The 24,821-nt window shown below is 37.7% G+C and carries 20 protein-coding genes; 4 read left to right on the top strand and 16 right to left on the bottom strand.

Translation table 11 applies throughout. The annotated features are described in order from the left end of the window. Positions 1 to 70: 70 nt before the first annotated feature. The 8 genes from ACE3RB_RS04410 to ACE3RB_RS04375 all read right to left on the bottom strand — a co-directional run bounded on the left by ACE3RB_RS04410 (position 71) and on the right by ACE3RB_RS04375 (position 10,474). Positions 71 to 940, bottom strand: a complete 870-nt coding sequence (locus ACE3RB_RS04410) for a GLPGLI family protein (RefSeq protein ID WP_374463097.1) — start codon at positions 938 to 940, stop codon at positions 71 to 73. An 11-nt stretch (positions 941 to 951) separates the two neighbouring features. Beyond that, positions 952 to 1,968 (bottom strand): hypothetical protein, encoded by a 1,017-nt coding sequence (locus ACE3RB_RS04405; RefSeq protein WP_374463096.1) that lies wholly within the window; start codon positions 1,966 to 1,968, stop codon positions 952 to 954. A 96-nt stretch (positions 1,969 to 2,064) separates the two neighbouring features. Then, a complete protein-coding gene (locus ACE3RB_RS04400) occupies positions 2,065 to 3,396 on the bottom strand; it encodes a quinol:cytochrome C oxidoreductase (protein ID WP_374463095.1) in 1,332 nt (443 codons plus the stop codon). 8 nt (positions 3,397 to 3,404) lie between these two features. Further along, positions 3,405 to 4,106, bottom strand: a complete 702-nt coding sequence (locus ACE3RB_RS04395) for a cytochrome c (protein ID WP_374461297.1) — start codon at positions 4,104 to 4,106, stop codon at positions 3,405 to 3,407. Next, on the bottom strand, positions 4,099 to 4,620 hold the full coding sequence (locus ACE3RB_RS04390; protein ID WP_089693017.1) for a DUF3341 domain-containing protein: 522 nt from the start codon (positions 4,618 to 4,620) through the stop codon (positions 4,099 to 4,101). The genes ACE3RB_RS04395 and ACE3RB_RS04390 overlap by 8 nt, the downstream gene beginning before the upstream one ends. Further along, positions 4,607 to 6,004, bottom strand: a complete 1,398-nt coding sequence (gene nrfD, locus ACE3RB_RS04385) for an NrfD/PsrC family molybdoenzyme membrane anchor subunit (protein ID WP_089857943.1) — start codon at positions 6,002 to 6,004, stop codon at positions 4,607 to 4,609. The genes ACE3RB_RS04390 and nrfD overlap by 14 nt, the downstream gene beginning before the upstream one ends. A gap of 25 nt (positions 6,005 to 6,029) precedes the next feature. Then, positions 6,030 to 9,092 carry a TAT-variant-translocated molybdopterin oxidoreductase gene (locus tag ACE3RB_RS04380; RefSeq protein WP_374463094.1) on the bottom strand — a complete coding sequence of 1,021 codons (3,063 nt, stop codon included), beginning with the start codon at positions 9,090 to 9,092 and terminating at the stop codon, positions 6,030 to 6,032. A 23-nt stretch (positions 9,093 to 9,115) separates the two neighbouring features. Next, positions 9,116 to 10,474, bottom strand: coding sequence for a c-type cytochrome (locus ACE3RB_RS04375; protein WP_374463093.1), 1,359 nt, complete (start codon positions 10,472 to 10,474; stop codon positions 9,116 to 9,118). Positions 10,475 to 10,658: 184 nt separating this feature from the next. On the opposite strand from ACE3RB_RS04375, the gene ACE3RB_RS04370 reads away from it, so the two are divergent. Then, positions 10,659 to 11,216: an SPOR domain-containing protein gene (locus ACE3RB_RS04370; RefSeq protein WP_374463092.1), complete on the top strand. Its 558-nt coding sequence runs from the start codon at positions 10,659 to 10,661 to the stop codon at positions 11,214 to 11,216. 54 nt (positions 11,217 to 11,270) lie between these two features. On the opposite strand, the gene ACE3RB_RS04365 is transcribed toward ACE3RB_RS04370, so the two are convergent. From ACE3RB_RS04365 to ACE3RB_RS04340, 6 genes are all read right to left on the bottom strand, one after another. Continuing rightward, a complete protein-coding gene (locus tag ACE3RB_RS04365; RefSeq protein ID WP_374463091.1) occupies positions 11,271 to 12,548 on the bottom strand; it encodes a DUF6080 domain-containing protein in 1,278 nt (425 codons plus the stop codon). 72 nt (positions 12,549 to 12,620) lie between these two features. Next, the gene (locus tag ACE3RB_RS04360; protein WP_374463090.1) at positions 12,621 to 13,436 is read right to left on the bottom strand and encodes a T9SS type A sorting domain-containing protein; all 816 of its coding nucleotides are present in this window, start codon (positions 13,434 to 13,436) and stop codon (positions 12,621 to 12,623) included. 85 nt (positions 13,437 to 13,521) lie between these two features. Next, positions 13,522 to 15,063: a YdiU family protein gene (locus ACE3RB_RS04355; protein WP_374463089.1), complete on the bottom strand. Its 1,542-nt coding sequence runs from the start codon at positions 15,061 to 15,063 to the stop codon at positions 13,522 to 13,524. Between the two features lie 75 nt (positions 15,064 to 15,138). After that, positions 15,139 to 17,517, bottom strand: coding sequence for a transglycosylase domain-containing protein (locus tag ACE3RB_RS04350; protein WP_374463088.1), 2,379 nt, complete (start codon positions 17,515 to 17,517; stop codon positions 15,139 to 15,141). A 6-nt stretch (positions 17,518 to 17,523) separates the two neighbouring features. Next, positions 17,524 to 17,988 carry a gliding motility lipoprotein GldH gene (locus ACE3RB_RS04345; RefSeq protein WP_374463087.1) on the bottom strand — a complete coding sequence of 155 codons (465 nt, stop codon included), beginning with the start codon at positions 17,986 to 17,988 and terminating at the stop codon, positions 17,524 to 17,526. After that, positions 17,981 to 19,372, bottom strand: a complete 1,392-nt coding sequence (locus tag ACE3RB_RS04340; RefSeq protein WP_374463086.1) for a stage 0 sporulation family protein — start codon at positions 19,370 to 19,372, stop codon at positions 17,981 to 17,983. The genes ACE3RB_RS04345 and ACE3RB_RS04340 overlap by 8 nt, the downstream gene beginning before the upstream one ends. A gap of 461 nt (positions 19,373 to 19,833) precedes the next feature. Between ACE3RB_RS04340 and ACE3RB_RS04335 the strand changes: the two genes are divergently transcribed. The 3 genes from ACE3RB_RS04335 to ACE3RB_RS04325 all read left to right on the top strand — a co-directional run bounded on the left by ACE3RB_RS04335 (position 19,834) and on the right by ACE3RB_RS04325 (position 23,671). Then, entirely contained in the window at positions 19,834 to 21,072 is a 1,239-nt protein-coding gene (locus ACE3RB_RS04335; protein ID WP_374463085.1) for an OmpP1/FadL family transporter, read from the top strand. Between the two features lie 12 nt (positions 21,073 to 21,084). Further along, positions 21,085 to 22,647 carry a G-D-S-L family lipolytic protein gene (locus ACE3RB_RS04330; protein ID WP_374463084.1) on the top strand — a complete coding sequence of 521 codons (1,563 nt, stop codon included), beginning with the start codon at positions 21,085 to 21,087 and terminating at the stop codon, positions 22,645 to 22,647. 85 nt (positions 22,648 to 22,732) lie between these two features. Continuing rightward, positions 22,733 to 23,671 carry a ribose-phosphate pyrophosphokinase gene (locus ACE3RB_RS04325; protein WP_374463083.1) on the top strand — a complete coding sequence of 313 codons (939 nt, stop codon included), beginning with the start codon at positions 22,733 to 22,735 and terminating at the stop codon, positions 23,669 to 23,671. A gap of 25 nt (positions 23,672 to 23,696) precedes the next feature. Here the strand turns inward: ACE3RB_RS04325 and ACE3RB_RS04320 are convergent, their stop codons facing one another. Both ACE3RB_RS04320 and ACE3RB_RS04315 read right to left on the bottom strand, forming a co-directional pair. Continuing rightward, on the bottom strand, positions 23,697 to 24,299 hold the full coding sequence (locus ACE3RB_RS04320; protein WP_374463196.1) for an acyltransferase family protein: 603 nt from the start codon (positions 24,297 to 24,299) through the stop codon (positions 23,697 to 23,699). A 69-nt stretch (positions 24,300 to 24,368) separates the two neighbouring features. Then, the gene (locus ACE3RB_RS04315) at positions 24,369 to 24,641 is read right to left on the bottom strand and encodes a hypothetical protein (protein WP_374463082.1); all 273 of its coding nucleotides are present in this window, start codon (positions 24,639 to 24,641) and stop codon (positions 24,369 to 24,371) included. Between the last annotated feature and the right edge of the window lie 180 nt (positions 24,642 to 24,821).

Below are 24,821 nucleotides of genomic sequence, written 5' to 3'. Positions count from 1 at the left end.
TGTTGCAAATTTAATAAAACCTTTATTAATACTGGATTTTATTTTTTATTTATCTTTCCGGCCTGTTTTATCAGTTTTTATGGGGAATTTCAATGCTGTTGTTATTTCTTTTAGCCATTTCTTTCGCCCTTTTATCTGCCTCCCGCATTCCATCCGTAACAGAGGAACCATCCGGGAGTTTCATATCAGAAGGCAGTTGTGAAGCCATCTGTCTTATCTGGGCAAACGGGTCTTTTTTATACTCATTGTATTTTTCTTCAAATTTTTCTTTAGAAAGCTGACGCATTCCTGAGTTTGAATTTTTTTTGTTAAATTTTTCGAGAAGGAGGATATTTTTAATTTGATTGATTTTTCTGTTTCCTTTTAGTTCCCAGGAGTAATTTTTCTCCGTGTCTTCTATTTGAATGATTAGGCCCGGAAGACCATAAAATTTATACGGGCCATCCTGAAAAGGAAGATCAGTTGTAAACCACGCAGTCCACTGCCTTCCACCATAAGCTGTTTCCGCTTTTTGAACGACATAATTTCCCATTTTTCGCTTCTCATTACTTATTGTCCATGTAATGGAAGGTGTTTCGAGATAGGAATAATCATCATTGAATACGACATCTGTGTAGAGTACATTCTGTATCGGGTATTTTTTGAAAATTCTGTGTGAAAAAGATATTGGCTTTCTATCCTGTACAGTAGAAAAATCCGGCATGGTACCATTTTCACTTTTAGAGACGATATCATTAGAAAGTGAATCCAGAACAGTAAGTTCATAGGATTGATATACGGACTGATGTTTATCAATATCCAGAATCATGGTTTCTTTTTCATATCGCATTGAGTCTTTATTGGGCCTGTAAGATAATTCGTAAAAGAAGCGGTGCGCTGAATTCTGAGCATTTCCAATGCATAATATGGTAATGAAAATAAGAGTTAATATTTTTTTCATATTATATGGTTTTATTGTTTATTGGGCTTCTCTTTAAGATCTCCTTTAAAGAAGTTGCTGAAAATTGTCTGCATATTGGGGAATGACGGATCCTGCCAATAAGGGGTTTTATAACTGCTGTTGTCTTTATCAAATTTTACTTTTTCAATATCGTTGTCATTGTTGAAGCTTAATTCCGTAGGATAGAAATTATTGTACACTGCAATCTGATTATATTCAGGTTCACTTTTATGTTTTAGCTTAACAAAAACAAGTTCATTATATTCCAGGAAATCTTTCAGGGTCTTCTCTGAATCCTTTTCGAAGGACATGTTTAAAATGGTTCTGATATCATAAAATCTGTATCCTAAAAATGAAAATTCTTTTTCCCGCAGAACTCCTCCTGTTACTTCAATCTGATCTCTGCGATTTCCTTTCAATTCCCTGATCGTATTTTTTGAGCTTTTATATTCTTCCGGATCCCCTACATTTTTAAGTTTGGGAAGATTCAGTGAGTTACCATAATCCCATGATGAAGTTTCTTTCTTTTCGTTTTTAGATTCTGCCAGTCTGAATATCCTGTACTGCTCAACATTGGTACTTTTCAGTTTTTTTGTTTTGTTGTCGAAAATATAGGTTACAATTCCGTCTGCATAACTGTTCAGCTTATTATTTACCGTAACGTAGGCATTAAAATTTCCTTTGATAAAAATGTACCTGGCTGGTTTGCTGTTCTTGATAACTACTGTTTCAATTTCCTTTACCTGATCATTGATTTTTATAACGGACTGATCAAAGTCCGAATAAGATAAAGTAGCCACCGGAAAATTATTGTAGACAAGCTGGAACTTCTCCTGAGAAGGCGACAATGAATGTTTGTCAATCTTACCTTCAAAATCCGAATAGGCTAAAATGGTTCCGTCTTTTCCAAACACAGAAACTCTGGGAAGGGGAATATTATTTTTTTCAGAAACGAAAGTGATGGTCTGAGCCTGGATAAAGCTGGCCAGAAAAAGAAAGAGTGAATAGAGGAAAAGTTTTGTTTTCATAATAAATTTTGTTTTTTAGCTGTTGATGAAAATGCATAAAAAAAGACTGATCGTTTTAACAATCAGTCTTTTATCATTTTATTTTGTTACAAGTCCTTAGAAAGGATACTCATAAATTTCAGATTCGTGTAAGAATGGGTTTCCTGTAGGAATCAACTTCAGTTTAGATAAAGCTGAAAGTACAGTAAACATAAATAATCCAACTACGAACAGGATTGCTCCAAGGATTAAAAGGAATACTTCAGGAGTGTTCCAGTATGGTCCTACTGTTCCTGGCATTACCATGTTGAAGTAATCTAAGATGTGTCCCAAGATCACCACTACTGCCATTGTAGTAACTACTTTGTAGTTTCTCTTGATGCTGCTGCTTACCAATACCAATAGTGGTAATAAGAAGTTGATGATCAACATCGGCAAGAAAGTAGGAGAGTAGTGTTGGAATCTACCGAAGAAGTAGTTAACCTCTTCCGGAACGTTGGCATACCAGTAAAGCATGAACTGAGCAAACCATGTATATGTCCAAAGCATACTTGTAGCGAAAAGGAATACTCCTAAATCGTGTAAGTGGTTATCATTGAACTGTGGTAAGAAACCATTTTTCTTAAGGTAAACACTTAATAAAATGATTACGGCAATACCACTTGAAAGGCAGCTAACCATTGAATACCAGATATACATTGTAGAGTACCAGTGAGGGTCAATAGACATCAACCAGTCCCAAGCCCACGCTGCAGAAGCAAATCCAAAGAATGCGATGTATCCTACTGACCATCTGTAAAGCATCTGATACTCTACTTTAGACTTCGTTTCATCTACTTTCTTAGACTGAGCTTTTAATTTCCATGCGAAGAAAGAAGCTCCAAGCACATAGATTAAAGTTCTTACTGCGTAGAAAGGAATATTTAAGAATTTTTTCTTTTCGAATAAGATCACATCAAAATTAGGTTTAGAAGGATCTGTTAAATCAGGGTCCATCCAGTGGAATAAATGACCATTATGAGTGATGTTTAAGATCATCAGGATTACTAAGATTGCACCACCGTAAGGGATATAAGAAGCAATAGCTTCCATTACTCTTGTAATGATGATAGGCCATCCTGCGTGTGCAGCGTGCTGAATAGAATAGAAGAATAATACGCAGCAGCTTACTCCAAAGAAAAATACAGCTACAAAATGTATTGCTGCTAAAGGCTGGTTGTGTACCTGCAATGTAGCATGCTCAAGGTGAGCCGCGTGATCCTGAGGTCCAACCATTTCACTTGAGTGTGTAGGAGCCGTATGACCTGAAGCATGGACAGCTTCCATCATTTGTTCTATTTTCTCAGTAGAAATTCCTTTGTTCAAAAAGAAACCAATACCGAAAAGAACTAAACCTACAACAAGAAGTATTATAGAAGTTGATTTTAATTTTGGTGAAAAACTATACATTTCTTTTCTTATTTTTTAGTTTCGGTAGTTTTTGTTTCAGTCGCTGCTGGTTCTGCAGCTGTAGCTGTTGCCGGTGCTGCAGCTCCTTTTTTAAAGGCATTCATCACATACATGGCAACTCTCCATCTGTCTCCTGCGTTCAGTTGTCCCGCGTAAGATCCCATTGCATTTCTACCGTTTGTTATTACATAATGAACAGATCCTACAGTAATTTCTCTATCGGCATAGTTTGGTACACCAGAGAAAGCGCCTGACTGAACGATCGGTCCTTGTCCGTCTCCTCCTGTGCCATGACATGCAGAACAAGTATGGTCAAACAATATTTTACCTCTTTCAATATCTTTTGCTGCATTAGCCGGATTTAGAGGAGAAGTAGTCATACTTTTTGAAGCGTCATAGCCAGCGTTATACTGATCTGGTGTTTTAGGAAGTAATGATTCTTCAAAAACGCCGTCTTTATTTTGAGGAACTGATCCTTCTACCGGTGCAAGACCTGTTGCTCCGTTATTTTTTACGAAAGCAGGAATTTCATTTTCATGATCTGAATAAGCATCCTGAGCTTTCATCAATGGATCATATGCTACCGGAAAGTACATATCAGGGAAATATACCAACGGTACGTTTTCTTTTGGTCCGCAAGAGTTAAGTAAAACTGTTGTTAAACCTAAAACTGCTGTAATTTTTAGTACATTCTTTTTCATTTTAAGCATCTTTAACAGTTATTTCTTCAACTCCAGTTTCAATGAGTAACTGTTTTACAGATTCTACATCTTCAGTTACAAATTCCATCATGAATTTATCATCCGTTGTTCTCGGATCCGGGTTTTGTGCCGGCGCTCCGGGATACATTTTATTTCTTACCAAGAAAGTTAATGACATCATGTGAGCTGCACAGAATACCATAAGCTCAAACATTGGTACTACGAATGCCGGCATATTGTGTGCCCAGTCAAAAGCAGGCTTACCACCAATATTTTGAGGCCAGTCGTGGTTCATAACATACCAGGTTAAAGTAGCTCCAATCGTTACTCCATAAAGTGCGTAAAGAAATGCGGCATCAGAAATTCTGGTTTTCTTTAACCCTAAAGCTTTGTCTAGCCCGTGAACCGGAAACGGAGTATAAACTTCGTTGATTGCGATTCCTTTATCGTTGAATGCTTTAACGCCGTTCATTAAATCGTCGTCGTCAGCATAAAGTCCGTATACAATTTTAGTGGTGCTCATCTCCTTCTTTTGCTTTATAAGTTTCACCTGAGATTTTCAAAATCGATTTTAATTCAGCCTGTGCAATTACAGGGAATGTTCTTGCGTATAATAAGAATAGTACAGAGAAGAATCCGATTGTTCCTAAATATACACCCACATCAATAATCGTTGGCTTAAACATCGTCCAAGATCCAGGTAAGTAGTCTCTTGAAAGGTTAATAACGATAATGTCAAAACGCTCAAACCACATACCGATGTTGATGATTAATGCAATGATAAATGTTGCAATAATATTTGTTCTTACTTTCTTGAACCAGAATAGCGCAGGAATAATTAAGTTACAAGAAATTAATGCCCAGAACGCCCACCAGTAAGGTCCTACCGCAGCACCTGGAGAAAGATAAGTGAAATCTTCAAATCTTGAACCTGAGTACCATCCGATGAAGTATTCTGTTGCGTAAGCTACTGTTACCATACCTCCTGTTAAGATAATTACGATGTTCATAATTTCAATATGATACATAGTGATATAATCTTCAAGGTGACAAACTTTTCTTGCAACAAGCAATAGAGTCTGTACCATTGCAAATCCTGAGAAGATCGCACCTGCAACGAAGTAAGGAGGATAGATCGTAGAGTGCCATCCTTTAATTACCGAAGTGGCGAAGTCAAAAGATACGGTGGTGTGTACTGAGAATACAAGCGGTGTTGCCAACCCAGCAAGAACCAAAGAAAGTTCTTCGAATCTTTGCCAGTGTTTTGCTTTACCACCCCAACCGAATGCAAGGAATGTATAAATCTTTTTAGTCCAAGGCGTTTTTGCTCTGTCTCTGATCATTGCAAAGTCAGGAATTAGTCCCATGAACCAGAATACTGTAGATACTGAGAAATACGTAGAGATTGCAAATACGTCCCAAAGTAGAGGAGAGTTGAAGTTCCCCCAAAGAGAACCGAACTGGTTTGGCAAAGGGAATACCCAATATCCTACCCAAACTCTACCCATGTGAATTACCGGGAAGATTGCTGCCTGTACAACTGCGAAGATCGTCATCGCTTCCGCAGATCTGTTTACAGACATTCTCCATCTTTGTCTAAATAATAATAATACTGCGGAGATAAGTGTTCCGGCGTGACCGATACCTACCCACCATACGAAGTTGGTGATATCCCAACCCCAGTTAATAGTTCTGTTAAGTCCCCATGCTCCAATACCTGTTCCGATAGTATAAGCGATACATCCGAATCCATAGATGAATAGAACTAAGGCTGCATACAATGAAATCCACCATAATTTGCCTGCTCTTTCTTCGATAGGTCGTGCAATATCTTCTGTGATATCGTGATAAGTTTTGTGACCAATAATTAGAGGTTCCCTTATCGGAGCTTCGTAATGTCCTGACATTTTTTACCTATTTATTATTTAAACTTTATTTTTCTACTCTGTTTCTTACTTTAGTATGATAGAACACATTTGGCTTGGTTCCGATCTCTTCAAGTAAATAATATCTTCTGTCGCCAGCGTATAATTTTCTAACTTCAGATGCTTTATCATTCATGTCTCCGAACTGGATAGATCCTGTAGTACAAGCTTTAGAACATGCTGTCTGGAATTCTCCGTCTTTCACTACTCTGTTCTCTTTTTTAGCTTCAAGAATAGTCGTCTGAGTCATTTGGATACATAATGAACATTTCTCCATTACCCCTCTTGTTCTTACAACAACGTCTGGGTTTAGAACCATTCTTCCAAGATCGTTATTCATGTTGAAGTCGAACTTGTCATTAAGGTTGTATGTAAACCAGTTGAAACGTCTTACTTTGTAAGGACAGTTGTTTGCACAATATCTTGTACCGATACATCTGTTGTAAGCCATATGGTTCTGACCTTGCTTACCGTGTGAAGTAGCCGCTACCGGACATACAGTTTCACATGGAGCGTGGTTACAGTGCTGACACATTACTGGCTGGAAGATTACATCCGGATTATCAGCTGGGTGGTTCAATGCACCTCCCTCTTTGTTGAATGCGGTACCGTATAATTCCGGTACAGCCATTCCGTCTTTTAATCCTTCGTATACTTCTACCGTTTGTCTTGAAGAATAGTAACGGTCAATTCTTAACCAGTACATATCTCTCGACATTCTTACTTCTTCTTTACCTACTACAGGAACGTTGTTTTCTGCCTGACAAGCAATAATACATGCTCCACAACCCGTACAAGAGTTCAGGTCAATAGATAAGTTGAAGTGAGGTCCGTCTGTATCATCGAAAGCATCCCAAAGGTCAATTTTTCTTGCAGGAAGAGCTCCGCTGATGGTGTGGTACTCCAAAGGTTTGTTCCATCCTTTGTGCTCATCATCGAAAGCTACGTTGATGAAATCTGCCAAAGGAACTTCTTTTGCGATCTCATAACGACCCATCAATGTATTTTGAAGCTGGATACCTGCGAATTCATGGTCTTCTCCTGTTTTTTCGATTTTAACACCTGAAAGAACAAGGTTAGAACCGTCAAATAATGGATAAGCGTTTACACCGGTATCAGCCGTTGCTCCTGAGTTTTTCTTACCATAACCAAGTGCAAGACCTACAGATCCTTCAGCTTGTCCCGGTTGTACGAATACAGGAACGTCTTTTATTGTAACTCCGTTTACAGTAAGGTTTACGATAGAACCATCCAACTGCATTCTTGCGTTAAGATCGTTATCGATTCCGAATTTTTCTGCGTCTTTTGGAGAAATTGTCAAATAGTTATCCCAAGACATTCTTGTGATTGGGTCAGGTAATTCTTGTAACCAAGGGTTGTTTGCCTGAGTACCGTCTCCCATTGAAGTCTTAGTGTATAATACTAATTCTAATTCAGAAGGTTTAAAGTTTCCTAATTCAGCAACAGCCTGAGCAGCGTTTCCACCTGCGTAAGATAGTGTTGTTGAGTTAGTAGATGCGTTGATACCATTATACAATGCCTTGTTGAAAGAAGTACCACCTAAAAGAGAAGCAGAGCTTGCTTTTAAATAGTCGTAGTAGTTGTTTGCGGCATTGTTTTTTCCGTTCTTCCAAACCAATAATGATTCTTCAATCTGTCTTGATTTGTAGATTTTCTGGATGGTAGGCTGCATTAATGAATATACTCCTGTCTGTGGTTCGATATCTCCCCAAGACTCTAACCAGTTAGCAACCGGAATCACAGCTTTTGCTGCTTTGTACATTTCATTTTTCTTATCTGCTACAGCAATTACGTAAGGAACTTTAGATAAAGATTTTTTGAAATCTTCTCCTTTTGGATGAGAGTAGATAGGATCCACATTGTTGGTAACTAAAACACCAACTTGTCCGCCGTTTACCCATCCAAGGAATTCCTGGTATCTTGCACCGTCGAATTCTTTCAGTAAGTTGGCTTTACCTGTGAAAGCTACTGAACCTAATTTCTGGTTGATTAAGTGTGCTAAAACCTGTGCTCCTTTAGAACCGTCAGCAAAAACAACAGCTTTGCTTCCTTTTGCTTTCAATTCGTTAGCAATTTCAGTTGCAGTCTTATCAGAAGTACCACCACCTACGATTGCATTGTAAACTTCAACTAAAGTCTTGTTTACAGCACTTGGTTTTAATCTATATCTTGAGTCAGCATTAGCACCGGTTAATGACATGTTAGACTCCACCTGGATGTGTCTTAGCATGTTTGGTCCTGGCTTTCTTGCTGCTGCATAAGAAGTTTCTAAGCTTGAAGCGTTATAATCTCCTAAGAAATCAGCCTGGAAAGAAACTACCAGCTCAGAACCTCTAAGGTCATAAACAGGTAATGCTCTTTGTCCGAATACTTCCTGAGCTGCATCTAATTGTGCAGAATAAGGGAAGGCATCATAAGTTACTAATTCTGCTGTAGGATATTTAGCTTTGAATTCAGCGAATAACTTTTTGAAAGTTGGTGAAGCAAAAGAGTGTGATAAAACCACAATCTTTTTGCCTGACGCCTTAGCTTCTCCCAACCCTTTAATAACAAAACTGTCTACTTTATCGAAAGTTTCGTCTTTTCCGTCCAGTTTAGGCTGTTTTACTTTATCGTTATCATAAAGAGAAAGTACACTTGCCTGAGCTCTTGCATTAGTTTTACCTAAATCACCACCAGCCGGGTTGGGTTCAATTTTGATAGGTCTTCCTTCACGGGTTTTTACTAAAACACTAGCAAAGTCGAAACCGTCAAAATAAGTTGAAGCGTAATAGTTAGGGATTCCCGGAATAATATCATGCGGCTTTACCACATAAGGAATCGTTTTGATTACCGGAGCTTCGCAGGCAGCCAATGTAACTGCTGCTGTAGAGAATCCTAGTAATTTAAGGAAATCTCTTCTTGAAGTACTTGATCCGTTTTTCTCAGCATCTCCAAGGAAATCTTCTACCGGAATTTCTTCCTGAAACTCTTTCTGAGCCAGCTTATTATTCAAAGCCGGATCTTTAAGTTCATGAATACTTCTGAATTGTATTTTGTTTGAAGCCATTTATACTTCTAATTTTTTAGTTATTAATAATGACATTTACCACACTCAAGACCTCCAATTGCATCTACAGTGATTTTACCTCCATCTTGTGGATATTGTTTTTTCAACTTGTCATGTAGATTCTTGAAGTACTCTTTATTATAACCGTTGTTCATATCAACTTCAGTAGTTCTGTGGCACTCGATACACCATCCCATAGTAAAGTCGTTAGCCATCTGAACAACATTCATTGTATCAATTTTACCGTGACAAGCTTTACATACAACATCGATTTTGTTGTTAGGATTCTTTTTGTTGAAAGAGTTGATGATTGCCTGTTCTCCAGCAATTACGTGCTGAGAGTGGTTGAAGTAAACGAAGTCTGGCATGTTGTGGATTCTTGTCCATTCAACCGGCTGTGTTTTTCCTGTGTACTGTTGTTTTGCAGGATCCCAGCCTGTTGCTGCGTAGATCTTCTGGATTTCACCGTCATAGAATGCCTTGTCTTTTCCTGGCTCCATGTAGTGATCTGCGTTGTATTCAGAAATTGTTCTGTGACAGTTCATACAAACGTTCATAGAAGGGATTTCAGATACTTTTCCGTATTTAGCACTGGAGTGACATAACTGACAGTCAATTTTCTGTTCTCCAGCGTGGATTTTGTGAGAGAAGTAGATAGGCTGTTCAGGCTTATACCCTTTGTAAACACCGATCCACATTAGCCAGTTCCATACTCCGTAAGCAGCAAGAATAGCAAGAATTGCCAGTAAGCCTTTACCAATGTAGTGGAACTTCTCGTACATTTCACCGAAAGAACGAACTCTTGTTTCGTTAAGTCCGGCTAAATCTTCAGACTGACCCAATTTTACCAGTTGTCTTAGTTTTACCAGGATCCAAACCAGTAAAGCTGCGATCGCTAAAAGTGAAATGATTACAACGTTTGTAGTAGTTTTGTCTGCAGGAGCTGCCGCAGTAGCGTCAGTTGCAGGGGTTGCTTCCGGTTTTTTCTCCTCCGGAGCAGGAGGGTTAGTTGTGAAAGCTAAAATGTCGTCAATATCCTTGTCTGTAAGATTCGGAAAGACCTGCATTTCAGTCTTATTAAACTTTTCAAAAATCTCATTGGCGTATTTATCCCCAGAAGCTCTAAGAGCTTTGTTGTCTTTGATCCACTTGTGAAGCCAGTCTTTGTCTACACCACCTTCTGTCTTTACACGTTCTACAACCCCTTTTAATGGTGGTCCTACAACCTGTTTGTCCAGCGCGTGACATGCAGTACAATTCGCTTTGAAAAGTTTCTCTCCGTTTTTAGGATCGCCGTCTTGCCCGTAAAATGAAGCACTGGTTGATAGCAATAAGCCTATCGCGATCAACGTTTTTTTATAATGCTTTCTCCAACTAATCATTTAAATTATCTTATGTTAGTAAATTATTGAACATTCAATCAATTCGGCAAAAATAATATTTTTAACAGAAATTTAACGGCATATAAAAAGGGGAAAATGTAATTTAAGGTTAATTTGTATTGATTCTAAATAACCTGTTTGGTATAGTTTTTTAATTTGTATAAATTTGCGGAAACAAGTTTAAATGAGAAATCTAATCAAAATATTTTCGATATTATCATTATTTGGATTTTATAATATTGAGGCACAGCAGGTTGTTAAAAAAGATACCCTATCGGGGACGGAACTTGTCATGACAATGGATTCCAGAATAAATGCTGCTTTGGAGGGAGTTGAAGGGAAATGTGCTAAAGCTGTCCCAACAAATTCTACTAAAGATTTCAGCAATAATGATAGTGGAATTTCTACCGGAATAACCACAAAACCTCCTAAAATCTTTGTGCCGAGCAGAGAGCTTACCAATGCTGAAATTTGTAGAAAAAATCCTAGAATTTTAGGGTTCAAAATCCAGATTACAACAGTGAAAAGTAATGAGGAAGCTAATGAGGTAAAATCTTATTTCAGAAAAAGATTTCCTAACCTGAAAGTGGAAACAGACGCTTCTTTAAGACCTAATTATAAAATTTTAGCAGGAAGTTATTTCACCAAACAAAGTGCTGCAAGTGACCTTTCCAGAATCAGAGAATATTTTAAATCTGCAGTAGCAGTACAATATAGAATTTTCTGTGCTGAAGCAAAATAAGACCTATTTATTTCAACATAAAACAAAAAGCTGAGAAATTTTCTCAGCTTTTTTTTATTGATAATAGTTTTCCATAAACCAGAAAAATTCTGTCATTCTGAAGATATTATTGACCAACAGATAGGTGAATAATATCACCAGCGTTAATGTTAAAAATGCCATGATTTTAGAGGATGATCTGTAAGCGTAAAACAGCCACCCTAACAGTATCGGATAGACAAAAACGAAATGTCCCCCATAGATATAGGAAGTATGAAGTCCGAACCTCATCACACAATGGATGATGATATCAACTGCAAATGAAATAGTGATAATCTGGACCCATTTATTTCTGAAATTTTTAAAATAACTCCAACTTATCAGGATCAATAATATTGCTATAAAAAAGTAAGGCAGAACGGATGAATAAAGATCCATATAAAGCCCTTTGAAGTTGAATCCTTTCATATTATGTTTGTCTGACATAATAAATCCCGGGAAAAGAATATTCCCTCCGAAAAAGAAGGACAAAATCATATACCATGTTGGCATCGATTCTACATTTGAGAACTTTTCATATTGCTGATTGGTTTTTGAAAAGATATTCTGGTATTTAAAATCAATTCTGTTCAGGTAAAGAAGTACAAAACAGATTACAGCAACAGCTACCCTAAGCACAGCATTCCCGAGTTTTTTCCAGCTTCTGAAAAGATCTTTTTCAAAAAGGAGGGGGATAAAAACCTTTATAAAATTAGTTATAGTAAGTCCTCCGATCGTAATACCCGCGAGTGATAACGCGACAGCAGGTGTTTTTTCTTCTTTTCTCAGTTTTACGGCTGCGTAGTGATTGTACAGGGAAAGCAAAAATAAAGTATATGTGAAATTCTCCGGAGTGAAGGAGAGGATAATGTTGGTTGAAAAAGCTCCAAAGAAGAGAATAATTAAGATGCTTAACCACAAAGGAAGGCGGATAATATTCTTTAAATATTTGAAAACCTGAATAATATTCAATGAGATGATAATATTACTGAGCCATGCCAGAGTAAGCCTGAAGTTCGCGTCCATTTTTCCTCCAGAAATAAATAATGAGAATTCTCTTACCCAGTTGAAAAAATAGTAGGACAGGGGATGTCTTTCAAAGCTTCCTCCGGTCATCAGGATCGATTTATTATCAAAACTGAAGTATGCATCCCAGGGAATTCTGCTGTCGAAAATGATCCTGTAATGAAGAGCAATATAAGATCCCAGAATTCCATAACAGGTAAGGAAGAACAGAAATACTGCCCCTTCTGTATAAGTGGAAGGAAAAACCAATTTGAAAAAACTGATGATTTTTGTTTTGATAAAAGACACTGTCAAATTTTTTGCAAAAGTAAATAAAAAAACCACCAAAGCTGGTGGTTGTAAAAGTTTATATAAATGGTGTTATTGTTTGATTACCTTTTCTGTTTTGGAAGTTCCGTCTGAGAAGTCTACTTTTAGTAAGTAAGTTCCTTTTGGAAGTGAAGAAATATCTAATCTCTCAGAAGTGTTGTTAAGCAGAGATTTTCCGCTTACATCAAATACTGTAGCAGATTTGATTTTCTTATCTGTTTTGATGTTTATTTCTCCTTTTGTTGGGTTAGGATAGATATTAGTAACGTCTTTTACTTTGGCATTTGTTTCCTGAGTAGATAATGTACCATTTGCCCAAACCTCAACATCATCTATTGAAAGGCTGTCTGCATCGTTAGCTACGTAATGGAATCTGAATTTTACATTAGCCTGTCCTGCATATTGAGCTAAACTAACTGTAATAGCCAATGTTTCGTAATCTGTATAAACTCCATAATTTTCTTCAACCCATACCTGGTTCCATGTAGTTCCCCCATCGGTGGATACTTCTACTTTTAAGTCTCCGTTAGGATTAGGGTCAACCATGTATTCATATCCTATTTTGGCCTTAAACTTTAACACCGGATTTGTTGTTCCTGCCAAACTGAAGGAAGGGCTTGTTAAATGAGCATCCTGTGCCTGGGCAATCCACCCGATACCTGCAGATTTTCCACCTGTAATGTTAAATGTAGCCTGGCCGGTTGCATTGAATATTGTTGTTGTGAATCCCCAAGGTCTTGATGCTACATTTGTCCCTGTCGTCCATCCTGTCGGAGGAAATGTCGTACCCTGAAAAGTCTCTGTGAGAATCTGTGCATTTCCCAATATAGAAGAGACTAAGAAAATGAATAGTAATTTTGTTTTCATTTGGTTTACGTTTAAAGTTGGTGGTAAATGTAATAAAAAAATGAAAATAATTACTAATTATTTAATATTTTATGAATATTATTAATTACGAACTGCACGAAAGTGTAGAGCATCCTGCAATATCATCATATCCGGATGGCCTTTTGGCAGAATATTCAGGATATAATTCCTGGTAGGGATTTTCAAGGGCTTTGGTAAGTTTTTCCAGCATATCTCTTTTACCGTTGCTGATCTCTTCAATACATTGATAAAGAAGATAATTCCGCAGAATAAATTTTGGATTTGATTTTTCCATCATTGCCAAAGAGGCTTCTCTTGAAATGGAGTTCAATGCTATTCTGGTTTCATAATTACGGATAAAATGTTCGAGTTTCGCTACCTTTTCTTCATTCAGACTAATATAAGAGACATCTTTAAAATGTTCTGCTATGCTGGTGTTTTGGTTTATTTTTTCCAGTTGATTGAAAAATAAGGTGTAATCCAGCTGGAGTTCCTGCATCAATCCCTGCCAGTTGGTGAAAAATTCCTCGTCATCTTTCTGAAGTTGATCAAAACCGAATTTTTTGCAAAGCATCCTGTCATGAGCTTCCCAGAAATAGGTGCCGAAATTATTTAAAGTATCTTCTAAAAATTTTTCATCCTTAATCAACGGGTGAAGGGCATTGGCCAGCTGCCAAAGATTCCATTGAGCGATCTGTCCCTGTTTTCCAAATGCATATCTTCTTCCCGGAAGATCGGTTGTATTGGGAGTGAAATTCAAATCATATTCGTCCATCATAGAATAGGGGCCATAATCAATAGTTAATCCCAGCGCTGACATATTATCTGTATTCATAACCCCGTGTACAAAACCTACCCTGAACCATTCAACCATTAAATCAGCAGTCCTGGTGCAGATCCTTTCAAAAAAGTCTTTGTATTTCTTACTGTCAGCGGATGTAATTTCTGGGTAATAATTTTCAATGGTAAAGTCAGCAAGTTCCTGAAGACTATTGTATTCTCTTTGGGCAGACATCAGTTCAAAGTGGCCGAAACGTAAAAAACTTTCAGCAGTTCTGATTACTACCGCGCCTTTTTCCAGCTTCGGATTTCCGTTATACATGATGTCACGCATTACATCTTCTCCGGTAAAGGCGAGACTGAGAGCTCTTGTGGTGGGAACCCCTAAGTGGTACATTGCTTCACTCATCAGGTATTCACGAACGGAAGATCGTAACACGGCTCTTCCATCGGCATGTCTGGAGTAGGGTGTGGCTCCTGCTCCTTTCCACTGGATTTCTGTCTTTTTTCCTTTTTCATTAGTTATCTCGCCTGCCAGAATAGCTCTTCCATCACCAAGCTGCCCTGCCCAGTTTCCAAACTGATGGCCTGCATAAGCTGTGGCATAGGTTTGAACGTTTTCAGGAAGGTTATTTCCAACCAGAAAGTCCAGGTCTCTATCTTCGTATTTTCCCAAACCGATTTCTTCTGATAAGGCTTCGTTAAAAGCGATCAGTTCAGGCTTGTTAAAGCCGGCAGGACGGATGGTGGCAAATAAAACCTTTGGGGTATTTCTTTGCATAGGATTGTTGGAGAAATCACCGGGAAAATTCTCAATAAATGGCTGTCTGATACGTTCGATATTCATCTTTCAAAGGTATTAATTATAAAAGAAAAGACCTTCCAAATTATTGAAAGGTCTTATATATTTCTAAAAGAGAATTTATTTATTGAAATCTACTTCATCATTGGTATGAAGGTTTTCATTGATGTTATCCTCTTTCTTCTCTGCAGGTTTTTTAGGGGTAGGATCTACCGGTCTTGGATTTTTAATCTCATCGATAGTCTGAAGACTTCCATCGTCTCCATATCCTCCGCCAAGGCCTTTAAGGTTTGAACAGCCGTCTTTCCAGTCTGAAGGCTTAACAAACTTATCATCAGGAGTAACTCCTAAACTCTTGTCTGCCCAAACTTTCTTCATGAAAATTGCCCAGATCGGTAATGCCATTCTCGCACCCTGACCTTCTCCTGTTCCAAAGAAGTGAGTTGCTCTGTCTTCCCATCCAACCCATGCTCCGGTTGCCAGTTTTGGGGTAATTCCCATAAACCATCCATCGGAGTTGTTCTGAGTGGTACCTGTTTTGGCAGCAATTTCTACAGCTTTTGAGATCCCTCTTCTTCCAAGCTCGCCGGAAGCGGTTCCGTACTGTGCAACACCTTTCATCAGTTCAATCATGGTGTAGGCATACATTGGATTCATTACTTCCTTAGGTTCTACGTTTACTTCCTTGATAACTCTACCGTTGGCATCTTCAATTCTCCAGATCATCTCCGGTTTATTGTAATTACCATAGTTGGCAAAAGTACTGTAAGCACCTAACATTTCGTAAATCGTAATATCTGATGAACCTAAAGCGATTGTATTGTTTCTTGGAATATCTTCTGTTACTCCCAGATCTCTTGCGGTCTGGATTACAGCGTCTACTCCTGTCATTTCAATAAGCCTTGCTGCAACTGGGTTTTGAGAGTGTGCCAATGCATCTTTTAGCGTAAGCATTCCTCCTCTTCCCGGTACATGCCATCCGTTATGATCATAAGTTCCGTTAGAAACAGCCGAACAAGGTGTCATTCCCAGTTTCATAATAGCGGTTGCGTATACGAAAGGCTTAAAGGTAGATCCTACCTGTCTCTTACCTTGTTTGATGTGGTCATACTGGAAGTGCTGCCAGTCTATACCACCTACCCAGGCTTTGATCTCTCCGGTTCCCGGAACCATAGACATCAAACCTGCCTGTGCAATTTGCTTATGATATCTGATAGAATCCCATGGAGACATTTCAACTTCTTCTTCTCCGTTCCAGGTGAATCGTGAAGTTTTAATAGGCTTCTTGAATTCCATCATGATAGAATCTTCAGGCATTCCGTCAGCTTTCAAAAGCTTGTAACGGCCGGTTCTTTTCATTGCCTGAACCATCACATCATTGATCTGCTTGTCAGTAAGATAGTAGAAAGGTCTGTTTTTTCTTCCTCTTTGTTCTGCATCAAATCTCTTTTGAAGGTCTGTTAAGTGTTCCTTGATGGCTTCCTCAGCATATTTCTGCATTTTAGAATCAAGAGTCACATATATTTTTAAACCGTCTTTGTAAAGGTTCAGTTTTTTTCCGGTTTCTTTTTCATGAGTTTCAAGATATTTATCAATCTCTTTTCTCAGGTAAAATTTATAATAAGCAGAGTATCCGTCAGTGATGCTTTTGATCGGGTGAAAATCCACCTCAATCGGAGTATTGGCTGCCTTTTCGTAAGTAGCAGCATCAATATATCCTGTTTTCTGCATCTGATCCAATACTACATTTCTTCTTTCTTTTGCCTTTTCAGGGTATCTGTAAGGATTGTTTTTTCTTGGATTTTCAAGCATGGCCACAAACGTTGCCGCTTCAGGTAATGTAAGTTCAGAGGTTTTCTTGTTAAAGTAAACTCTGGAAGCCATTTCAATACCATTGGCATTGAAAAGGAAATCAAACTTATTGAAATAAAGAGTAATTATTTCTTCTTTGGTATATCTTTTCTCAAGACTTACCGCCACAACCCATTCTTTAAGCTTCTGGAATGCTCTCTGAATTTTATTCTGGGAAGCATTTCCTGTAAAAAGAAGTTTGGCAAGCTGCTGCGTAATGGTAGAACCTCCACCACGTCCACCACCATAAGCCACGGCTCTGGCAACAGAATATAAATCGATTCCTGAGTGTTCTTTGAAACGCTCATCTTCTTTAGCCTGAAGGGCATAAATAAGATAAGAAGGAAGGTCCTTATAAACAATTGGCTGGGTTTTTTCCTTTTCGAATTTACCCAGGGTTACTCCGTCTGAAGAAATGATCTCAGAAGCAACAAAGATATCGGGGTTTTCAAGTTCTTTTACATCAGGCATTTCCCCAAGGAACCCTTGAGAAACTGAAAAGAAAAGCCCTGAAATTCCCAGAACTACTGCAATGAGTCCGATCCAGATAAATGAAACCCATTTTCTCCAGGAGGTATCTTTCTTTTTCTTGGGAGGCAGAGGAAATGTTTTCCCCTTATTTCCTGCATTTTTTTTGTTCTCTTCCATTTATGGTTACGGTTTAGCCGTTTCTATTTTTACACCAATGTCCTCAATTCCAGGAAGGTTGTCGTTTCTCATCGCCTGAATTAAACCGATTTCGTATTTTCCTTTTCCCGGAAATTTATAATTTAATTTATACTGAAACAAAGTTTCCTTCGTATCACCAAACCCTGTACCAAGCCATTCTCCGTTTGGTTTTGCCAGTACATAATTCAGGGTGTCTGTCTCCTTTTTTTTGTTCTGAAGATTGGTGAAATTCACTATAAACCTTATATTACTGTAAGGATAACTGTTGTTATTTCTTACAACAAATATAATATTTTTAGGATTCTGCGGATCTGAAATTTCAAGATTAAATTTTTGCTCGCTTTTCTTATTCCATTTGTTATCAACGGAATTCATCATAACATCTCCTCCTGAGGAAGAGTTACAGCTAAAGAAAAGGATAAGGGAAAGTAATCCTAAAATTTTACGCATTATTATCTTTTTTTGGAGGGTATTTCTTTTTGAATTTCTTTTTGTTTGGGTTATTGCTCTGAGGCTTTTTATCAGTATCAGCATTACTCACTGCTTTTTCCACTGGGGCTTTTTGCTGTGGTTGCTGCTTCTGAGGCTTAGGCTGATTGGCTGAATGAGCATTTGGGTTTTCGGTTTTCTGAGTCCTTTCCGGTCTTTCCTGCTTCTCCGGTCTGTTTCTTTTTTGCCCTTGCCCCTGGCCCTGTTGGTTGTTATGCTGCTTATTCTGGTTGTTTCTGTTCCTGTTTCCTCTGTTTTTCTTTTCAAAACGATCCACATTGTTTTCCTGGATCAGATCAATGGTATGAATAGAAGTTTCCGGCTGTTTCAGATCTTCAAGAGGAAGTGTTTTCTCTCCTCTTTTGTTTTTTGAAATCAGCTTTTTAACAAGATCAATATCGAAATCATACCATGCGATAGAGCTGTCTACATAGGCAAACCACATTTTCTTTTTGAAAACATCGATTTTAATGCAGAATGCTTTTCCTTTTTCAGTTTCCAACGTTGTTGAAGAAGAAGGGAAGTTGCTGAGTGCATCCAGATAGCTGTCCAGTTCATAGTTCAGGCAGCATTTAAGCTTACCACACTGTCCTGCCAGTTTCTGGGGATTGATACTTAGTTGCTGATACCTTGCCACATTGGTGTTTACAGATCTGAAATCTGTAAGCCATGTAGAGCAGCAAAGTTCACGTCCGCAAGATCCGATTCCACCTACTTTGGCTGCTTCCTGTCTGAAACCGATTTGTTTCATATCGATTTTAGTACGGAAAGCTCCGGCGTAATCTTTAATTAACTGCCTGAAATCCACTCGGTTATCAGCGGTGTAATAAAAGGTGATTTTCGAAGCATCACCCTGATATTCCACATCAGTAACTTTCATTTCAAGGCCTAATCTCTGGGCAATTTTTCTTGCTTCAAGCTTTACGCCGTCTTCCTTTTTTCTTGCTTCCTGCCATACCTCAAGGTCTTTTTGGTTGGCCTGTCTGTATATTTTAAGTGCCGATTCTTCAGAAAACTTTTTCTTTTTCATCTGAATCTTTACTAATTCTCCCGTAAGGCTTACTACGCCTACATCGTGTCCCGGACTTGATTCTACTGTAACTACACTACCGATATGTAAAGGAATATTATTTACATTCTTATAAAACGATTTTCTGTCATTTTTAAATCTAACTTCTACAAAATCACACCTGTTTGGTGCCGGATTGTTGATGTTAGAAAGCCAGTCAAAAACACTTAATTTATAACTATTCCCGCAGGTATTTACATTTTCACAGCCATTTGCGGTTTTTTTAGGGCCGCAAGAATGTGCAGAATCGCCGGATGTTTTACATCCACAACTCATATTACTATTATTTATAATCTGCAAATTTATGTATTTTTATCTTTATGCGATTCTAAAATACTCAAATAACCTGAATTCAGGTTAAAACATTTCTGTATTTTAAGCAAGAATGAATGCTGGAGGCCGGGAAAGATTGTTATTACATAAATAAGATACAGATATTAAATTCATTATTTTTTTTCAATTGCTGTTTAATTTAACATTTATTATCATTTTGTTCTTCCGTATAGGTTTTTAAAGCATTGTAGTGTTGGTATTAAACATTCGTTTAAAATTAAACAATTAAAATTAGAATAGAGTTTGTGTTGTATTAATGCTTTAATAATGACTGTTTTATCTTTTATTTATTTGAAGATATTATTTTAAACATAGTTTTCTTTTAGGATATTGTTTAAAATATTGGCAAATATTAACAGACGTATTCAAAATAATTTTATATTTGGATTATATAATAATAGTCTATGAAAAAAATATTAGTATCAACTGCTTTATTGGCGGGAGTTCTATCTTACGCAGGAGGCTTCAGAGTTTCCCTGCAGGGGGTAAAACAATTGGCAATGGCGCATACTAGTGCTCATGCCGAAGACGCGAGTGTGACATTCTTTAACCCGGCGGGTATGTCATTTATCCCTTCCAAACTGAGTGTAGTGGCAGGAGGGTTCGGTGCAAGTAATAAAGTTACTTTTCAAAACTTCAATACTTTACAAAGTGCAGAAACAGACAATCCTATAGGAACTCCTATATATGCAGCGATTACTTATAAACCAATAGAGAATCTATCCGTAGGTTTCAGTTTTTCAACGCCTTTTGGAAGTACAATCAAATGGCCAGAAAACTGGGAAGGTAAAGAATTGGTACAGAAGATGGAGCTGAAAAGTTACTATTTTCAGCCAATGGTCTCTGTGAAACTGGCTCCGTGGGTATCTTTTGGTGCCAGCTATATCTACGCAAGAGGAAAAGTAGATTGGGATAAAGCGGTAACACAATTTGACGGAAAGGTTAATATTAATGACAATAACGCAACAGGTCACGGATATGGATTCGGTTTTTATTTCAGACCTGATCCGAAATTAGATGTGAGTATTGCTTACCGTTCTGCAATAGATATGAAAGCTAAAAAAGGAACGGCTACATTCCAGTTCCCGTCACAGTCTGTTTATAATCAGTTAAGACTGAATGCAGCGGGACAAGATGGCTTCTCCGCAACACTTCCGTTGGTTGAAGAATATACCATTGGTTTAACCTATAAAGTGACACCGAAATGGCAGGTTTCTGCAGACTTTAACTATCATGGATGGGAGAGATACAGTAAGCTGACATTGGATTTTGATAATGCACCTATCGGAAACAATCCTTCAGATCCGACAATTCTTACCAATCCTAAGAATTTCAAAAACTCCAAAACATTCAGACTGGGAACTCAATATGCGTTCACAAATATGATCTACGGACGTTTGGGAGCTTATTATGACGAAGCACCTTATACTACTGATAACTTTATTCCGGAAACACCTTCATATGATACCTATGTGGTTACAGGAGGGGTAGGTTTCAAGCTGAAACAATTCGGAATTGATGTTGCGGGAGGATATGCAATGCCTCAGTACAGAAAGGTAAACAATGCTAATATTGGACTTAACGGGCAATCTAAAGCAATAGCTTTCTACTTTGGTCTAGGTTTCTCTTATAATCCATTTTAATTTTAGAAGACTATGAAAAAAATTATAATATCGACAATTGCAGTTTCTGCACTTCTTTTTACGGTAACAAGCTGTAATACGGATTTCGATACGGATGTGAAAGATATCCCGGTAACAAAAGGAGACGCTGATTTTACAAAATATATATCACTGGGAAATTCCCTTACTTCCGGATATCGTGATGGCGCCCTGTACAGCAGCGGCCAGAATGAATCTTATCCAAGTATGATTGCTGCACAGATGAAGCTTGCGGGTGGAGGAGACTTTAAACAACCGTTGATGCCTAATGACGTAGGTGGATTCAACAATCTTCCGGGATTTGCCGGAAAACTAACCCTTCAGGTGGTTAACGGCTCTTTATCTCTGGTTCCAAGCGCTCCTGCAGCGGCATTAGATATCTTATCCGGTGGCGGTACCTATAATAATATGGGAGTACCTGGTGCAAAGTCATTCCACTTAGTGGCTCCGGGCTATGGTAGCCAGGCAGGTCTTGCAACAGGAACAGCTAACCCTTATTTTGTGAGATTTGCTTCTTCCGCTACAACAAGTGTGCTGGCAGATGCTATGGCTCAGAAAGCGACATTCTTCTCTCTTTGGATAGGAAACAATGATGTATTGTCTTATGCTACCAATGGAGGTACAAATTCCCAGACAGTAGGAGGGGTTACAACTTATACGCCTGCTACGGTTCAGACAGGAAATACAAATCCTACAACGTATAAATCAAATGATATTTCTGATCCTGCACTTGTTGCCGGGTCTATTAAAGCAATCTTAGACGGTTTGAAAAGTGTTGGAACAACGAAAGGTGTTATTGCTAACATTCCTTCAGTTACTTCCGTTCCTTTTTTCACGACGGTTCCATATAACCCTTTGACGCCTGCTGCTTTAGGATCAAATCTGACAACTCTTAATACCAATCTGTACGGACCTTTGAAGCAGGCACTTACCGCTTTTGGTGCAGGGGATAGAATTAATTTACTTTCTGCAACAGGTCCGAATCCGGTTCTGATTAAAGATGTTGCGCTTACAGATTTATCGGCACAGCTTACAGTTGCGCTTACTCCTTCCTTAGGACTGCCTACAGCTACGGTGTTTGGGCAGATCTTCGGTCAGGCAAGACAAGCAACGGCGGATGATTATATTTTACTTACAACAAGCTCTGTAATTGGAAGTACTGCGGCGGGAGTTCCTGCTCCGGTAAATGTTTATGGAATTTCTTACCCGCTACAAAACCAGCATGTATTAACAAAAACAGAGGCTGGCTATGTGAAAACAGCGACAAATGCATATAATGCTTCCATAAAATCACTTGCAGATTCTTATGGACTTGCATTTGTAGATGCGAATTCCAAGATGGTGGAGTTGAATGCCCAGTCAGGAATTTTATTTGACGGGGTAAGATATACTGCGAAATTTGTAACAGGAGGAGCTTTCTCTTTAGATGGAGTTCACCTGACAGGACGTGGATACGGTATTGTTGCTAATGAATTTATTAAGTCTATCAATGCAAAATACAACTCTACACTTCCGCAGGTAGATCCAAACAAATATTCAGGAGTTAAATTCCCTTAATAATTGATAAAATAAAAACTTAGAAACCACAAGAGTAAATCTTGTGGTTTTTTTTTAAATTTGCAAAATCTTTTAAAAAGTAAAAATGGCCGATCAGTTAAGTTATCTATTTTGTACAAGAACCAGCAGGGACTTGGCAGAGAAAATTGCCCAGAATTATGGGAAAGAATTAGGAAAAATCAACTTTCAGGAGTTCAGCGACGGGGAATTTGAGCCTGTTTTGGACGAATCTGTAAGAGGAGGAAGAGTTTTCCTGATTGGATCTACATTCCCTCCTGCAGACAATCTTTTGGAGCTTCTTCTAATGATTGATGCAGCAAAAAGAGCTTCTGCAAAGAGCATTACCGTAGTAATCCCTTACTTCGGACTTGCCAGACAGGACAGAAAAGACAAACCAAGAGCGCCGATCGGTGCAAAATTAGTTGCCAACCTTCTTACTGCAGCAGGTGCAACAAGAATCATGACAATGGATCTTCATGCAGATCAGATTCAGGGATTCTTCGAAATTCCGGTAGATCACCTGTATGCTTCCACTATTTTCGTAGATTATATCAAATCTCTGAACCTTGATAATCTTACCATTGCTTCTCCGGATATGGGAGGTGCAAAAAGAGCTAAAAACTATGCCGGTCACTTAGGTGCTGAAGTGGTAATTGCTTATAAAGAAAGAAAAAAGGCAAATGTTGTAGAAGAAATGTTCCTTATCGGTGACGTTACAGGTAAAAACGTTATCCTTATTGATGATATGATTGATACTGCAGGTACACTTTGCAAGGCTGCAGATATCTTGATTGAAAAAGGAGCAAGAACGGTAAGAGCTATGGCAACGCATGGTGTGCTTTCAGGAAAAGCTTATGATAATATCGAGAATTCAAAAATCCTGGAGGTTATTGTAACTGACTCAATTCCTGTTAAAGATAATATGTCATCTAAAATCAAAGTGCTATCATGCGCTCCGTTATTTGCAGATGTGATGAAGAGCGTTCATGAGCATCAGTCAATCAGTGACAAATTTATTATTTAGATAAAAAATACTGATCGTTGGGGTTTTATAAAATATATTTGAATTTTTTCTTTACTTGAATTAAAAACCAGGATAGGATTAAAGATAGGATAAATGCAAAAATAATACGTGGTGTGCCCTGTAAATTAAAAATATTTAAAACAGGTAATTTAAGAACATACCAATGAACTAAATAAACACCTGTAGAATATAATGCTAATGTTTTCTTGTTTGAGTAGATATTTATGTTTAAAGCTATTAAGAATAACAGCGGACAAATAAAATAAAGACTCACAAGTATATCAAAGCTTCCTTTTCCAAACGCATAATTCAGGGAAACCTCAACGATTAGTATAATAATACTTAATAAAAACAACATATCCCATTTCATTTTTTTTTCCTGAAATGAAAACCTGTTAAGACTATAGCCTATAAAAATAAAAGGAAAGCAAAAGAAAAGAGAATTTCGGTACGCTGTCATTGTTATTTTTCTTAAGTTATAAATATCCATATATTGAAGACAGATGCCTGAGATGGTACATATAATGAATATTGAAAATAATATTTTATAATTCAATTTTCTTATAGCCCAAAGCATGATAAATGCAAATAAGGATTCTATAAGGTACCATAAATGAAGAGGTCCGATTAATAACTGTTTTACAATTTTCAGGATATTGGATCCAGGTGAATACCATAAAGGATAATATAGGAAAACCTAGATTAAGTATAGGTAAAGAAGTCTTTTTATCAAATTGAAGAATTGTTTTTCTGATTTGATTTCAAAAAAATAAAAACCATTGATCAGTAAAAACATTGGAACGGCGGTGCGGCCTATTCCTTCCCGGAAAAAATAAGCCAAAAGTGGATTGACATCCGCTAAAAAATTATTGCCATGCAGCCCGACAACTAAAAAAGCCATAACTATTTTCAATATATCTATTGAAACTTTTCTTTGGCCGGCTGGTTTTTCCTTTATTCCTTCTTGCATAAATTTTTATTCATAATTGTGTATAAAGTACTGAAGGCTAAAGGTAACAAAAATAAAAACCATTTCTGATTTTTTTTAAAATATTGCTTTATTTAAATAATAATACATATCTTTGCACCCTTAAATTTTTTATAAATGAAATCTATTACAATTCAAGGTACAAAAAGAGAAAGCGTGGGC

This window comes from Chryseobacterium sp. (assembly GCF_041914225.1).
GTDB lineage: Bacteria > Bacteroidota > Bacteroidia > Flavobacteriales > Weeksellaceae > Chryseobacterium.
Note: the sequence above shows the minus strand (reverse complement) of the source record. Positions and strands in the feature narration are given on the sequence as shown.